Source organism: Paenibacillus sp. JT22N15, assembly GCF_059383755.1.
On the sequence record NZ_JBXENV010000005.1, the window covers coordinates 365116 to 379798 of the forward strand.

Genomic DNA, 14683 nt, shown 5'->3' on the forward strand with positions numbered 1-14683 from the left:
ATGTTCAACTCCCTGATTGTTTACGGTATTGTTGCATTTGTTACACAAATGAAATGATTCTGTTATACCCCTATTACAATACTCGGTTATTATAATAAACAAGACCCCCTTTTAATATATCGAATTCGGACCTGCGCTCGGTGCAGGTCCACTTTTTTTGTCCATTTGTTCGATGGCGGCGTTCCGCATACGTTCTCCATACAAAAAAAGAGGCTGCTCTGCTGATAAACAGCAAAGCAGCATGATTTGTTCAGATTCCATAAGCAGACGGCTTAAAGCGGTACGATGATCTGCTTGCGCTGGCGGTAGAACACCCATTTGTTGAAGCCAATTTCCTTGAGGCGCTTGCTGACGCGATCCCAATCGTCCCCGACCCTTGCTGGAACGTGAGCGTCGGAGCCAAAGGTCACATTAACACCGAAATGATGGGCACGCTCCAAAATTTCATCGGACGGATACCAGCCGCCTACATATTTTGTGCTGCCGGACGTATTAATTTCAATCGAAACGTCGTTTTCGGCAATGATGCGGAGCGTATCATCAATTTCGGCATCGGCTTTAATATCAGAGAAAGCGGGGTAATAACCTTTCATTGCATCGATATGCCCCAGCACATCAAACATGCCGCTGCGCGCCGATTGGCTGATGAGGTCATAATAACGGCGCTTATCCTCAAATTGCTGCTTCTCGGTCAACTTTTCCCAACGATTACGATTAAAAATGCTCACTCCACTTACCTGATGGACAGAGCCGATAATGTAGTCGAATGGTACACCTTCATAGGCGTCGCGATAAGCTGGAAGCCGTTCAGGGAAAAAGTCTGACTCCATGCCGAGCAGTACTTCAATACGCCCCTCATATTTAGCTTTAAGCTCAAGTACTTCCTTTATGTAGTTGTCAAATTCAGATTGAGCCATGGCGATGCCGGGAAAAGGACGGTCGTCCTTATGGCCGAAATAAGGCGAATGATCAGAAATGCCGATGGCCTGCAAACCTGCGTCCAAAGCGGCAATAATGTAGTCTTCAATCGTTCCGTCGGCATGGCCGCAACGTTCGTGATGGGTGTGCAGATCAAATTTCATAGCTGTTTCCTCCTTGAGTTGAAAATGCGCTGTCAGTCTATTCGCTGCTAATAAATTGATGCTCCGGCATGCCCTTAAGATCGCTTAAAAACTGCTGCATCGCCGTATTCAAATATCTCCCGGACTTGTAGACGACGCCGACCGGATGGCTGATTTCGAGCTCATTCACCTTAATCATCTTGAGCGAGCCCCGCCGCAGCTCCTCGGCAATGGAAAGTTTGGAGACGACGGCGGCGCCAAGATTAATTTCAACCATGCGCTTAACCTCTTCGCTGCTCGAAAGCTCCATCATAATGTTCGGCTGAATGTTGTACTGGCGAAAAATTTTGTCTACGAAGCGCCGTCCTAGTGTGTCGGGTGCAAGCATGATCATAGGAATATCCTTGAGTGCCTCTACGGTAGTATGCTTCAAATCGCTCAGCGGATGCTCCGGAGATACAACAAGCTCAAACGTATCGTAATAAAGAGTGGACGAGTGCAGGTTTGGATTTTTCTCAAATAAATAAGAAATACCAATGTCAATTGTGCCATTTTCGACGCTTGCGGTCACCTGTGATGATGGCATCGTATGGATCGTTGTTTTGATCAGCGGAAACTGGTCTTGAAAGTAGGCTAATACCCGCGGCAAAATTTGAATCGCAATGGAAGAAGTTGTCCCGAGCAAAATATGGCCTTGAGGCGTCGTGTTGAGGTCTGAAAGCTTAGCCTTAAGCTCTTCGACAATAAGCAAAATTCTCTCGGCATGCTCCAGAAAAACTTGTCCATGGTCGGTGAGGGTCACAGGCTGATTGCGGTCAATCAGAACGGTCTTGAATTCCTCTTCAAGCGTTTTGACTTGTGCGGATACAGCAGGCTGGGTCAAATTAAGCAGCTCACCCGCCTTGCGGAAGCTCATCGTTTTGGAAATGGTGAGGAGTGTTTCAAGTTGGCTAATATTCACTACAATCCCCCTCCAGGTTAAGTGAAGCGATTACACGCTTATTGAAATAGGCTTGCAGGCGTAGATGCCTTTCCTCGTGATAGCTTTGCTTACTATTATAAAGCAAATCCGGCACGACGGCAAAAAGGAGAAGAAGCTTTACGTATTATTTAAAGAGGATATGAAGTGGCGTTGTCGAAGTGTGTTGGACGAAGGTACATATTTAGGGAGGCGTTACGACTGGACAGGAAAGCAATAAGAGGCTGGCTCATGTACGACTGGGCCAATTCGGCGTTTGCGACGACGATGATGGCGACCGTCATGCCGATATTTTATTCAGGTGTGGCAGCGTCTAATTTATCAGGTACGAAGGCGGAAGCCTATTGGGGTTACACCCAAAGTATTGCGATGCTGTTCGTAGCGGTGCTGTCGCCTGTTTTGGGCGCAGTTGCCGATTATATGGGCTCCAAAATCAAATTTCTGACGATGTTTATGCTAATGGGAGCTGCATCCTGTGCAGCGATGGCTTTTGTTGGGGAGGGGGACTGGCTGCTCGCCTCCATCCTGCTCATTATAGGAACGATGGGGTTTGCAGGAGGGAACACCTTCTATGATGCGCTGCTGGCGGACGGCGTGCCGATGGAGCGCAGGGATGTCGTGAGCGCGCGGGGTTACGCTTATGGCTACATGGGCGGCGGCTTGCTGCTGCTAGTTAATATTTTAATGCTTCAAAATTTCGAGCTGTTCGGTTTCCCTACCAAAACCTTTGCGACCCAAATGGTGTTTATTACGGTAGGCATCTGGTGGTTTGTGTTCTCGCTGCCGCTGCTTCGTTCGGTCAAGGAGCCTGTGAAAAAGGTCAAAGTTGGCTTCGGCACCGCGCTTGGCAAAGGCTTCACGCGATTGCGCGGGACGCTGCGAACGCTTAAGCGATATCCGGAGCTTCTTAAATATATGGCTTCGTTTTTATTTTTCAACGATGGCATTAATACGGTAGTTATTATGGCAACGATTTATGGCCAAGGGATCGGCATTAATACGGATGATATGATCAAGGCGCTATTAATTACGCAGTTTGTCGGTTTTCCGTGTACGATTGTATTTGGCAGACTGGCCGCGCGCTTTGGCTCGAAAAAGCTGTTATATGTGTCGTTATGGTTCTACGTCGTTATTGTCATTTTGGGTTATTTTATGACGACCTCGCTGCATTTTTATTTGCTTGCGATTATGGTTGGCGTTGTACAGGGCGGCAGCCAGGCGATTTCGCGCTCGATTTATTCGGGTATGGTGCCGCCGTCCAAATCGGGTGAATTTTTTGGCTTTCTCTCGCTGTCCAGCAAGTTTTCCTCCGTTGTAGGACCGCTGCTGTTTTCGGTAGTCGCGACGGTTACAGGCTCTACCCGTATCGCCATCCTCTCGCTAATTGCGTTATTCGTCATCGGCATTGTGCTGCTCATGTTCGTCAATTTGACGAAGGGCAGAGCAGAGGCGCTGGCAGGGGATGATGGGGCAGCTGAAGCATGAACATACGAGGCCCGGCGCTAATCCAATGAAAAGGACTGGCCGCCGGGCTTTGCGTTTTATTTTCAAAGGAACTATAAAGCTGATGACAGCATTTTTAGACAAGTTCTTCTTGTATAAAGGATGGGTCTGGGTCAGCCCGAAAATGACAACATATAAAAGTTTCAAAGCAATTCCAAAATAAACTAAACAAGCCGTTATTAGCTTTCTTTCAAATGGGCGAAATGATACCTTCTTTATGACCTCCCTCTCCTTATCTACTACTTGAAATTCATTTCCTTGTTACTGGATCATATCCAATTCTTAGATTAGGGAATAGTTCTAACTTGTATAGAACTAAAGTTAAGTACACATTCATGACTCGATGATTTTAACGTAGTAGGAGGGGGGGAAGCATAAAAATGGTGTTTGTACGATGGTTTAGTAAACGAGGTTGTCCATGAGCATATATGAAAAGCGAATGCACTCCATAAATAACCGGCACAAAAGCAAATAAAAGCTTTTAAGCCGTAAAAAAGTAGAAGCCTGATGGAAAAGGCGAGCGGAGTAAAAGGTTTGAGATGGAGGAGCGCAGCGTTCGCCTTTGCATCTGCATTTTTACCGCAGCGCTGTATCCATTCAGAAAAATGCAGAGGCATCCCGGAATCCAAACTTTTTACGCAGCGACGGATCTTTTCCATCAGGCTTCTACGACAAGGTCTTAATAGCATTTATATGGTTGTGCCCTACGGTCACAACCATTCCTTTTTACGGAAAATAAAAAACATTCCACAGCCCAGCGCAAGCATAATGCCGAGCAAAATATACGATCCGCCGCGCATATGCAGGCCGGGTATAAAGTCGAAGTTCATTCCATAAATACCGGTTATGAAGGTCAGCGGCATGAATATCGTCGTCATCGCGGTAAACACGCGCATAATTTCATTGGCTCGCGCCGATATACTGGACTGGTAAGCTTCTCGCAAGTTGCCCATCAGCTCGCGGAACGTATCAAATGTCTCGGCGATTTTGACGGCATTTTCATAAATATCGCTAAAATATTTTTGCAGCTGATCATCAATCAGCTTAAGATCGCGTTTGTTCAGCGTAGCGATAACGTCCTTCTGCGGGCCAAGCACCTTCTTGAGCCACAAAATTTCACCGCGCAAACCGATAATTTCGTTCAGATGCGATTTTTTCGTATGCATTAGGATATCTTCTTCGAGCGTTTCGATCCTCGTATCAATTCGATCGGCGACGAGGAAGTAGTTATCGACGACAATGTCGACGAGATTGTATAAAAAATAATCGGGGCGGCTGACTTCCTGCTCCCACAGGACAGGCTTCAGGGAGCGCAGCTCATTAATTTTTTGCTTCGTAACGGTAATAATATAATGGCGGCCGAGAAAAATGTTCAGCGCGCGCAGGAAAATTTCCTCATCATCAAAACGAATGCTGTTAATAACGATAAAATAATGGCTTTCATAAATTTCGATCTTAGGGCGCTGCTCCTCCTCGGTGAGGCAATCCTCTACCGCGAGGTCATGCATGTGGAACAGCGGCTGCAATACAGCCAAATCCTCCACATCGGCATCAATCCAATAAAAGCCCTCCGGCGATGGAATGAGTGTATCAGCAATATCTTCAATAGGGGTAAACAAGCCGTTGTTGACCAGACGGATTTTCATCTGTGCATCTCCTCTCTGAAATGGACAGGAGGCCGCCTTTGCCGCTTGCACAGAGCACTGTTATTTATAGAAAAACAGGGCGCATTACGCAGTGGCTGGGCAGCCGCCATATTCGGTTGTGTTCAGGCCTTGGTCGGTCGCCTTCCATGTCCGTATGCACTCCTTTATCATGTGGATTTTTGGATAAAAAACACCAATTTTTTCACTCGGCGTTTCAATCCTTGTCTAGTATACTCCCGCAGCAGCTTTACATTCAAGCGAAAAAACCGTAAATGAAGCCGAAAGATCAGCCTTCTATAGTATATGCAGTTCACAGGCTTGACGCGCCTGCCCGAATCCATTAAAGTAGGCTTATAAGCAGCAATTCCATAATTGAATAGAACTACTTTCTTATCAAGAGCAGGCGGAGGGACTAGCCCGATGAAGCCCGGCAACCGGCGTAAGCACGGTGCTAATTCTTGCGGAGACATTTCGATGTTTCTGAGAGATGAGAGAGGCGACCGCTTATTTTTTGAGCAAACGACCTTTTCTCTCGACAGAAAGGGTCTTTTTATATTTGGGAATGCTGATAATCTCATTAAAGGAGTGATTCTGCATGCCAATTAAAGTTCCCGACCATTTGCCAGCCAAAGAAATATTAAACAGTGAGAACATTTTCGTCATGGACGAAAGCGTTGCTTATCATCAGGATATTCGGCCGCTGCGTATAGCGATTCTGAACTTAATGCCTGAGAAAGAAACGACGGAGACCCAACTGCTGCGCTTGATCGGCAACACGCCGCTGCAAGTGGAGGTTGTGCTGCTTCGTCCGAAGACGCATACGTCGAAAAATACGTCCTACGAGCATCTGCATGCTTTTTACAAAACGTTCGACGAAATTTCCCATGAGTTTTACGATGGATTAATCATTACAGGCGCTCCTGTCGAGCATCTTGATTTTGAAAACGTGAACTATTGGGAAGAACTGAAGGACATTATGGACTGGAGCGCACGGCGGGTTACTTCGACCTTCCATATATGTTGGGCCTCGCAGGCAGGACTTTACCATCATTATGGCGTTCCGAAATATGAATTGGATGATAAAATTTTCGGCGTGTTTCATCATACGATTGAGAAACAGAACGTCAAGCTGCTTCGCGGCTTTGATGAAGCGTTCCTCGTGCCGCAATCCCGTCATACGGAAGTGCGTCGCGAAGATATTGAACAGGTGGAACGTCTGGAAATTTTGTCGGAATCGGCGGAATCGGGCGTTTACATTGTCGCTTCCAAAGATGGCCGTCAAATTTTCGTCAGCGGGCATTCGGAATACGATCCCTTCTCGCTGAAAAACGAGTATGACCGCGACAAGGCGAAAGGGCTCGACATTGCATTGCCGAAAAACTATTTCCCGGGTGATAACCCGGAAGCGATACCGTACTCCTCGTGGAGGGCGCATGCGAATCTGCTTTTCTCGAATTGGCTCAACTATTACGTGTACCAGCAGACGCCATTTGATTTGGGAGCAAACATCTAACTATATAATAGAAGGAGCAACAGCCCATGTTGAAAATCGAAAGTGAATTAGCGCAAATTGGTTCGCAAAAGGATACGGAAACCGGAGCCGTAAGCTTCCCCGTGTATCAGGCGACGGCATTCCGCCATCCGAAGCTTGGACAAAGCACAGGCTTTGACTACGCTCGTACAAAAAGCCCAACCCGTGCCGTATTGGAAGAGGCAGCTGCCAAGCTTGAGTCTGGCGACGCTGGCTTCGCATGCAGCTCAGGCATGGCCGCTTTGCAAACGGTATTCGGCCTGTTTCACCAAGGCGATCATTTGATTGTATCCCTTGATCTGTACGGCGGCACTTACCGCCTGCTGGAGAAGATTATGTCGAGATATGGTGTTACAGCATCCTACGTGGATACGAACGATATTGATGCGATGAGCGAGCTGTGTACACCGAATACGAAGGCGGTACTAATCGAGACGCCAACCAATCCGTTAATGATGATTACCGACATTGAGCGTGTCGCATCATGGGCGAAGTCCAAAGGACTGCTGACGATTGTAGACAATACGCTGCTGACGCCGTTTTTCCAGCGTCCAATTGAGCTGGGGGCAGATGTCGTTGTCCACAGCGCGACTAAGTATTTGGGCGGCCACAATGATGTGCTCGCTGGCCTTATTGTGACGAAGGGACAAGAGCTTTCGCAGGAAATGGCGTTTTTGCATAACTCCATTGGCGCCGTTCTCGGACCGCAGGATTCGTGGCTGTTAATGCGCGGCATGAAAACACTAGCGCTGCGGATGGAGCGTCATGAGTATAATGCAACTAAAATCGCCAACTACTTGCTGGAGCATCCTTCTATTGAAGAGGTTTATTATCCGGCTTTGCCGCATCATCCCGGACATGAGGTGCAAAACCGCCAATCTTCGGGCAATACCGGCATTTTCTCCTTCCGCGTGAAGGACGCCCGTTACATTGAACCCATTCTGCGCCATATCGAGTTGATTGCTTTCGCTGAGAGCTTGGGCGGCGTTGAATCGCTGATGACCTATCCGGCTGTGCAGACGCATGCCGATATTCCTGAAGAAATTCGCCGTGCAGTCGGCGTTGATGATAAATTGCTTCGCTTCTCTGTTGGCATTGAGCATGCAGATGACCTGATTGCCGATTTGGAGCAGGCGCTTGCCGCAGCTAAGCAAGAGATTGGGGAGGTATAGCAGCATGAGCGACAGACATAACAAAGAGGAATATGCCAAGCGTCATTTTGCAACGAAATTGCTTCATTTTGAAGGATCATTTGATGAGCAGACGGGTGCATCCAGTACCCCGATTTTTCAGGCATCTACGTTCCATCAAAGCGATTTGTCCCAAAATCCGCCTTACGATTATAGCCGGTCCGGCAATCCGACCAGGCAGGCGCTGGAGGATCAAATTGCGCTGCTGGAGGGCGGTACGCGAGGTTTTGCCTTTGCATCCGGCATGGCGGCGATTTCAACGACATTCCTGCTGCTGTCGGCGGGTGACCATGTAATTGTGACAGAGGATGTGTACGGAGGTACATACCGTCTGCTTACGACAGTGCTGAACCGTTTAGGCATGGAAACGACGTTCGTCGATATGACGGATTTTGCAGCTGTTAAAGCGGCATATAAAGCAAATACGAAAGCGGTATTTATAGAGACCCCTTCCAACCCGACGCTGAAAATCACCAACATTTCGGAGGTGGCTTCGTGGGCGAAGGAGCATAACCTGCTGACGATTCTGGACAATACGTTTATGACGCCTTATTACCAGCGTCCGCTAGAGCTTGGCGTAGATATAGTCGTGCACAGCGCGACTAAGTTTCTGAGCGGGCATAGCGACGTGCTTGCGGGCCTTGCTGTAACGGCTGATCCAGAGCTGGGACGCAGGCTGTATCAGCTGCAAAATGGCCTCGGCGCTGTACTGAGCTCCCATGAATGCTGGCTGCTTATGCGCGGCATTAAGACGCTGCAAGCCCGCATGGAGCATAGCGAGCGCAGCGCGCGCAAGCTGGCGGAATGGCTGAATGACCATCCAGAGGTAACGAAGGTTTATTATCCTGGCCTTGCCGATCATCCGGGCCGTGAGGTTCATGAACAGCAATGCTCCGCCTATGGCGCAGTCGTGTCCTTTGATGTGGGCAGCGGCGAGCGGGCGAAAGCGATGCTTGGCCGTGTGAAGCTGCCGCTTGTAGCTGTCAGCCTGGGCGGCGTAGAAAGCATTTTATCGTATCCGGCCATGATGTCGCATGCGGCAATGCCGAAGGAAGTGCGCCATGAACGCGGAATAACGGACGGTCTTGTCCGTTATTCGGTAGGCCTTGAGCATATCGACGATTTGCTCGCAGATTTGGATCAGGCTTTGCGCGGCTAACAGCCTCGTAAAGTGGAGGAAAAGACGGCTGTCATTACTGACAAGCCGTGTTTTTCCTTTTTAGCGGCTATAATGACTGTAAACGAAAGATGACGAATATGAGCATAGTATGATAAAATTGGCCTATACTTAATTAGTTTGTGAAAAAAAGCGCAACATCAAAACTACAGCTATAGATAAGGAGGTCTTGCGTAATGGCAACGTTGGACCAGATATTGGATAAGGCCCTGCGGGGTGAACGAATCAGCTTGGAAGAATGTATTATTATGTTCGAATCCGACGAGATTGAGAAAATGGGTAAAGTCGCGAATGAAATTATGCTGCGCAAGCATCCCGAGCCTGTAACGACTTTCGTTGTAGGAAGAAACGTCAACTACACGAATGTGTGCGACGTTTATTGCAGGTTCTGCGCCTTTTATCGTGCCCCAGGCTCCAAAGAGGGCTATGTGCTCGATAACGAGACGATTATGAACAAAATTCAAGAAACGATTGACGTTAACGGAACCGAAATTTTGATGCAGGGCGGAACGAACCCGGATCTGCCTTTTACTTATTACACGGATTTGCTGAAGGAAATCAAGCAGCGCTTCCCGGACATTACGATGCACTCCTTCTCGCCTGCGGAAATACAGAAGATGAAGGAAGTATCAGACGGATTGTCGCTGGATGAGGTTGTTCGCCAGCTGCATGAGGCGGGACTGGATTCGCTGCCAGGTGGCGGCGCGGAAATCCTCGATGACCGCACACGCCGTAAAATCAGCCGCAAGAAGGGCTCTTATACGGACTGGATCGACGTAATGAAGTCGGCTCATCGCCATGGCATGAATACGACGGCTACAATGGTTTATGGCTTTGGAGAAACGATGGAGGAGCGCGCCCTGCATTTGCTGCGCATTCGTGACGTTCAAGATGAATGCAAAGCGAATGGCTACGACTCCGAAGGGTTTACAGCCTTTATTTCCTGGCCGTTCCAGCCAGACAATACGAGAATGCCGATGGAGAAAGCGAAGCCGGAGGAATATTTGAAAATTGTCGCGGTAAGCCGCATTTTCCTCGACAATATTGACAACCTGCAATCTTCCTGGGTCACGATGGGCCCTGATATGGGTAAACTTTCGCTGGCCTATGGCTGCAACGACTTCGGCAGTACGATGATTGAAGAAAATGTAGTGTCTGCTGCGGGCACAACGCACAAGGTCAACATTGAGCTGATTTTGAAGCTTATTCGCGAAGCGGGCAAAGTTCCGGCGCAGCGCAATACTCGCTATGAAATTTTGCGGATGTACAATGAAAGCGATAAGGCTGAGCAGGATTTTGTAATGCAAAATTAGGTTTTAGTGATCAGCTAATTCGGAGCTACTTTCGGTAATTAAACTTACTAACGCTTGTCTAATATTTTATCCGTTACAGGATAGATATTAGACAAGCGTTTTTGTGTTCTTGCCTCTAAAGCAGCATTTCACACTTCAGACACCTCGACCGATATTTGTATAATATAGTCGTTCGGATTTTTTACCGAAAGGTAGCTGAGCACTTCTACCGCATACGCATTTCCGCATATGGACAAGCCGTTACTTTCCATATATTTTTTTATTATAGCGTACGTTTCGGACATCGTTTCATAAGATCCTCGATGATTCATGACAACATAAAGCCCTTTGGGTTTGATAATTATTCGATCTCCTACTATCGGAGCTTTTAGCTTATTGGCAATGAAGTCCCCATAATAATCGCCTGATTCAAAATGATCCTTGCCTAAAATAGTCCCAATCGGAAAATCGGTTTCAATCAAGTGATTTTCACAGTAGCTGCGATGTTCATTTAATTTGTGAGCAAACTCCTTGTCACCATCGCCCTGTTCCAGTTGAGTGACAATAAAATATTCCTCATCACCTTCCGCCACTGACGGTCCCTCTTGAAGTACTCCTGCAGCTTGCTCCGACATTTCGATGGCGCCTTTCAAAAGTCTTTGCATCCTTTGTATTCTAATCTGTTCCATCTCTAGTTCATGCAGTTTCTGTTCGAGCAGTTCTATGAACAGAGGAGTGTTCTGATTCTGAATAAACCCTTTGATTTCCTGTAGGGAGCTCCCCGCTTTTTTCAGTACATTGATAATATCCAGTACGTAACATTGCTGAACGGAGTAATAACGATAACCTTTTGAGTTTACATATTCTGGTTTTAAAAGCCCGATCTCATCATAATGAAACAGGGTATGTTTGGTAACCCCGCAAGTTTTGGCAAATTCGCTGGTCGTAAGATATAAGCTGCGGCTCTCGGACATCGTTCATTCCTCCGTTATAAGCTAACAAAATGAATCAACCCTATTGTAGCCTAACAATTTAGGCTTGACTATGGGGTAACCCGATACTTTAGTGTTTGAAGCAAGTTAACTTGTATTCATGGAGGAATAACATGTCTAAATTCAAACGTTGGTTGGTTCTGGTTATCGTTTCAAGCGCACTTTTACTTATTGTGATGGATATGACCATCCTGTATACGGCATTGCCCAGCTTAACCCACGATCTCGGTGCGTCCGCTTCGGAAAAATTGTGGATTTTGAATGGCTATTCGCTCGTTATGGCGGGCCTGCTTCCTGCAATGGGAACGCTAGGCGACCGCTGGGGGCATAAAAAAATCTTTTCCGCCGGCTTGCTCGTCTTTACTGCCGCTTCACTACTTGCCGCTTTTTCTCCCGCTCCCTATGTGCTAGTGGCGGGACGGGTTCTGCTTGCCATCGGAGCATCCATGATGATGCCTGCCACATTGTCGATTATCAGAATTACCTTTACAGATGGACGCGAGCTTGGATTGGCAATCGGCATTTGGGGCTCTGTTGCTTCTGGAGGTGCAGGGCTAGGTCCCATCGTAGGCGGACTTCTTCTGGAGCATTTCTGGTGGGGTTCAGTGTTTTTAATTAACCTTCCTATCGCCATTATTGCACTTGTATTGACATTGCTATATGTGCCAAATCATCCGGGCAATAAAGAAAAGAAGTGGGATTTAATTAGTTCGATTCAAATTATGATAGCGATGGTAGCGATTATCTATTCCATTAAGGAGTTTGCTCGGCGCGAAGGGTCGCTGACTTTTGCGGTCATAGGGGCTGTTATCGGCATCGTGGCTTTAATCATCTTTATTCGTCGGCAAAATAGAAATGAAAATCCACTTATTGATCTTTCGCTATTTAAAATAAATGGTTTCTCGGCTGCATTTATTACGGCTTTGGTAGGTACATTTGCGCAGATGGGGGTTCAGTATATGGTGACCCAGCGTCTTCAACTGGTGGAAGGCCTGAGTCCGCTTCTAGCGGGGCTGTATACGTTAAGCATACCGCTAGCAGCACTCATTGCGGGTCCGCTGACTGGATCGATTCTGCATCGCTATGATGTCATTCGTATTAAGAGCGCCGCCCTTCTAATCGCGGCACTGGGAATGGGTGTGTATCTTCTGCAATTTGATTCGGGCATTGCCGGGCAGATTGTTGGACTGGCTCTCCTTGGTGCAGGCCTAGGAGCAGGGATGACAGCAGCATCGCATTCTATTATGAGCTATGCTCCCCCTGAGAAAGCGGGTATGGCTGCATCGATTGAGGAAGTAGCCTATGAGATGGGCGGAGCGTCGGGTATTGCGATCATCGGAAGTATGTCAGGCCTTGTATACACTTTGACTATGAAAATCCCTGCTGGACTCCAAGTTCCAGGTAATGTGAAAGACAGTTTGGATGAAGCGCTTCTAGTTGCAGAAGGATTGCCTGCACAGGCTGCCGAGGCGCTAAAAGCAGCAGGCCGTGCTGCTTTTGATCAGTCCTTTTTCACGATTATTGCGGGTGTTACCTTATTTTTAGTGGCAGCTTCGGTAAGCGTTGGTTTGACAAGAACGCGTTCTAAGAAAAGAAGCTCCGCTCGGTCCTGATCCGGTTAAGCAGCAAGGCATGGTTATTAATTGGGACGAGGGGAGGGTTCGTAGATGATTAATCAAATAATAGTGATTGTATGCATGGTAGGCGGGATCGCCTATTTCATTCTTGCAGGCAGAAACATCATTAAAGAAGACAGCAAGCAGCATGATTTGCTGCTTGAAAAGTTAAAGCAAAGGGACGAGGAACGGATGAGGGTTGGTAGAAATTTGGTCGAGGAATAGATGAAAACCAAGAAAAGAGGTCGGAAAAATAAAATTTTAATCGGAAATGCAAATTTTCCATGCAAATAGACTATTCAAACTGTAATCTTTTGTGTTACAATACGATTTAATCGAATATGAATCTTCAGGGCAGGGTGCAATTCCCTACCGGCGGTAAGGATGCGTTCGGAGCATCCAGAGCCCGCGACTCCTAGCTGCTTGCAGCCGGGACTGATCTGGTGAGAATCCAGAGCCGACGGTATAGTCCGGACGGGAGAAGATCAGAACCAGCTTGTTAAATGACATTCATTTATCAGGTTTGTTGATGATGCCCTTGTCAGTTTACTGACAGGGGCATTGTTTCTTTTTCATAGTGAAAAGAAGGTTCAATTCAAAACTTTCTCAGGAGGTTTTTGAATTGCAGAACACATTAGAGCTGGCTAGCGAGAAAGCGGGCTGGCGAACATCACGCATTGCAGGCATTAACGGGATATGGTATGTGGCGCTTGGCGCGACACTTTGGGGTCTTGACCCGCTGTTCCGTATTTTATTGCTCAAAAGCTTTACCTCGGCGCAAATTGTATTTATTGAGCATATTTTGCTCGCTTTTTACGCAGTCCCTGTATTGTTTAAATTCCGCCGTACATTAGTCGGCAAGCTGTCAATTGGCGTCATCGGGGCGTTGCTGTTCATTTCCTGGGGCGGCTCAGCTGTAGCGACGGTGCTGTTCACCGCAGCCTTCTCCCATGGCAGTGCCAATGCGGTGCTGCTGCTTCAGAAGCTCCAGCCGTTATTTGCGATTTTGCTCGCCAGAGTTTTGCTGAAGGAAAAGCTGCCGCGGAAGTTTTTCGTCTTTTTGCTGGCGGCGCTCGCAGGCACCTATTTGCTGACCTTCGGGTTCGGCTCGCCGTTAGTTGGCCTGCATGATCTTGCTTTGCTCAGCTGCCTGTTCTCAATCATCGCGGCGGCATTGTGGGGCGGCTCGACCGTCATGGGCAAATATTTGCTGCAAAAGAAATTGTCCTTTTCCATAGTGACGTCCCTCAGGTTTCTGCTTGCCCTGCCGCTGCTCAGCGTGATTTTGCTGGCAAGCGGCGACGCGTGGAGCCTCAATGCTGAGGGCAGCCAATTGTCGCTGATTGCCGTCAATTTATTGTTTCAAGCTTTTTTCCCAGGTTTAATCAGCATGCTTCTGTATTACAAAGGGCTTTCCTCAACTAAAGCTGTATACGCGACGCTTGCTGAGCTTTCCTTCCCTGCCGTCGGCGTATTGATTAACTGGCTCGTATTTGGCCAGACGCTGACGTTAGGGCAGCTTAGCGGCTTCCTGCTCATTTGGCTGACCTTATGGCTTATGAGCCGCAGCAGCAATGAACAGGCTGTTCAGCAGCCACAAGCTGCCGCTTAAATCCAGCACATTCATAGCCCCCTTCATTCCCAATGTCTTCATCGTATATCGTTGCTTCGTGCACCATATACTGTTTAGAGGGGA

Annotated in this window: 13 protein-coding genes and 2 riboswitches; of the genes, 9 read left to right on the forward strand and 4 right to left on the reverse strand. The window is 47.6% G+C overall.

Going from position 1 to position 14683, the window contains the following annotated elements:
- Positions 1-272: 272 nt before the first annotated feature.
- Positions 273-1082 carry a histidinol-phosphatase gene (locus AC50X8_RS12475; protein ID WP_494864115.1) on the reverse strand — a complete coding sequence of 270 codons (810 nt, stop codon included), beginning with the start codon at positions 1080-1082 and terminating at the stop codon, positions 273-275.
- 37 nt (positions 1083-1119) lie between these two features.
- Positions 1120-2022, reverse strand: coding sequence for a LysR family transcriptional regulator (locus AC50X8_RS12480; protein ID WP_430154855.1), 903 nt, complete (start codon positions 2020-2022; stop codon positions 1120-1122).
- Positions 2023-2271: 249 nt separating this feature from the next.
- On the opposite strand from AC50X8_RS12480, the gene AC50X8_RS12485 reads away from it, so the two are divergent.
- Both AC50X8_RS12485 and AC50X8_RS12490 read left to right on the forward strand, forming a co-directional pair.
- On the forward strand, positions 2272-3525 hold the full coding sequence (locus AC50X8_RS12485) for an MFS transporter (protein ID WP_494879974.1): 1254 nt from the start codon (positions 2272-2274) through the stop codon (positions 3523-3525).
- Entirely contained in the window at positions 3503-3706 is a 204-nt protein-coding gene (locus tag AC50X8_RS12490) for a hypothetical protein (protein ID WP_494864113.1), read from the forward strand. Before AC50X8_RS12485 ends, AC50X8_RS12490 begins: the two co-directional genes overlap by 23 nt.
- A gap of 547 nt (positions 3707-4253) precedes the next feature.
- Here AC50X8_RS12490 and corA read toward each other — a convergent pair.
- A complete protein-coding gene (gene corA, locus AC50X8_RS12495) occupies positions 4254-5189 on the reverse strand; it encodes a magnesium/cobalt transporter CorA (RefSeq protein ID WP_494864112.1) in 936 nt (311 codons plus the stop codon).
- 387 nt (positions 5190-5576) lie between these two features.
- A riboswitch (SAM riboswitch) is annotated at positions 5577-5683 on the forward strand.
- Positions 5684-5784: 101 nt separating this feature from the next.
- On the opposite strand from corA, the gene metA reads away from it, so the two are divergent.
- From metA to mqnC, 4 genes are all read left to right on the forward strand, one after another.
- Positions 5785-6702 carry a homoserine O-acetyltransferase MetA gene (metA, locus tag AC50X8_RS12500; protein WP_056039522.1) on the forward strand — a complete coding sequence of 306 codons (918 nt, stop codon included), beginning with the start codon at positions 5785-5787 and terminating at the stop codon, positions 6700-6702.
- A 26-nt stretch (positions 6703-6728) separates the two neighbouring features.
- The gene (locus AC50X8_RS12505) at positions 6729-7892 is read left to right on the forward strand and encodes a PLP-dependent transferase (RefSeq protein WP_056039525.1); all 1164 of its coding nucleotides are present in this window, start codon (positions 6729-6731) and stop codon (positions 7890-7892) included.
- Positions 7893-7896: 4 nt separating this feature from the next.
- A complete protein-coding gene (locus tag AC50X8_RS12510; RefSeq protein ID WP_494879975.1) occupies positions 7897-9069 on the forward strand; it encodes a trans-sulfuration enzyme family protein in 1173 nt (390 codons plus the stop codon).
- Between the two features lie 194 nt (positions 9070-9263).
- The gene (mqnC, locus tag AC50X8_RS12515; protein ID WP_056039530.1) at positions 9264-10400 is read left to right on the forward strand and encodes a cyclic dehypoxanthinyl futalosine synthase; all 1137 of its coding nucleotides are present in this window, start codon (positions 9264-9266) and stop codon (positions 10398-10400) included.
- A gap of 128 nt (positions 10401-10528) precedes the next feature.
- On the opposite strand, the gene AC50X8_RS12520 is transcribed toward mqnC, so the two are convergent.
- The gene (locus AC50X8_RS12520; protein WP_494879976.1) at positions 10529-11353 is read right to left on the reverse strand and encodes a MerR family transcriptional regulator; all 825 of its coding nucleotides are present in this window, start codon (positions 11351-11353) and stop codon (positions 10529-10531) included.
- A gap of 131 nt (positions 11354-11484) precedes the next feature.
- Between AC50X8_RS12520 and AC50X8_RS12525 the strand changes: the two genes are divergently transcribed.
- The 3 genes from AC50X8_RS12525 to AC50X8_RS12535 all read left to right on the forward strand — a co-directional run bounded on the left by AC50X8_RS12525 (position 11485) and on the right by AC50X8_RS12535 (position 14599).
- Positions 11485-12984, forward strand: coding sequence for an MFS transporter (locus AC50X8_RS12525; RefSeq protein ID WP_056039539.1), 1500 nt, complete (start codon positions 11485-11487; stop codon positions 12982-12984).
- A gap of 54 nt (positions 12985-13038) precedes the next feature.
- Positions 13039-13212: a hypothetical protein gene (locus AC50X8_RS12530; RefSeq protein WP_494864109.1), complete on the forward strand. Its 174-nt coding sequence runs from the start codon at positions 13039-13041 to the stop codon at positions 13210-13212.
- 116 nt (positions 13213-13328) lie between these two features.
- A riboswitch (FMN riboswitch) is annotated at positions 13329-13477 on the forward strand.
- A 132-nt stretch (positions 13478-13609) separates the two neighbouring features.
- Entirely contained in the window at positions 13610-14599 is a 990-nt protein-coding gene (locus AC50X8_RS12535; RefSeq protein WP_056039542.1) for a DMT family transporter, read from the forward strand.
- Positions 14600-14683 lie beyond the last annotated feature (84 nt).

What these genes read in the sequence shown, in the direction of transcription:
- AC50X8_RS12475 (WP_494864115.1), bottom strand. Translation starts at nt 1,082, where the DNA reads ATGAAATTTGATCTGCACACCCATCACGAACGTTGCGGCCATGCCGAC.
- AC50X8_RS12485 (WP_494879974.1), top strand. Translation starts at nt 2,272, where the DNA reads ATGTACGACTGGGCCAATTCGGCGTTTGCGACGACGATGATGGCGACC.
- AC50X8_RS12490 (WP_494864113.1), top strand. Translation starts at nt 3,503, where the DNA reads ATGATGGGGCAGCTGAAGCATGAACATACGAGGCCCGGCGCTAATCCA.
- corA (WP_494864112.1), bottom strand. Translation starts at nt 5,189, where the DNA reads ATGAAAATCCGTCTGGTCAACAACGGCTTGTTTACCCCTATTGAAGAT.
- metA (WP_056039522.1), top strand. Translation starts at nt 5,785, where the DNA reads ATGCCAATTAAAGTTCCCGACCATTTGCCAGCCAAAGAAATATTAAAC.
- AC50X8_RS12505 (WP_056039525.1), top strand. Translation starts at nt 6,729, where the DNA reads ATGTTGAAAATCGAAAGTGAATTAGCGCAAATTGGTTCGCAAAAGGAT.
- AC50X8_RS12510 (WP_494879975.1), top strand. Translation starts at nt 7,897, where the DNA reads ATGAGCGACAGACATAACAAAGAGGAATATGCCAAGCGTCATTTTGCA.
- mqnC (WP_056039530.1), top strand. Translation starts at nt 9,264, where the DNA reads ATGGCAACGTTGGACCAGATATTGGATAAGGCCCTGCGGGGTGAACGA.
- AC50X8_RS12520 (WP_494879976.1), bottom strand. Translation starts at nt 11,353, where the DNA reads ATGTCCGAGAGCCGCAGCTTATATCTTACGACCAGCGAATTTGCCAAA.
- AC50X8_RS12525 (WP_056039539.1), top strand. Translation starts at nt 11,485, where the DNA reads ATGTCTAAATTCAAACGTTGGTTGGTTCTGGTTATCGTTTCAAGCGCA.
- AC50X8_RS12530 (WP_494864109.1), top strand. Translation starts at nt 13,039, where the DNA reads ATGATTAATCAAATAATAGTGATTGTATGCATGGTAGGCGGGATCGCC.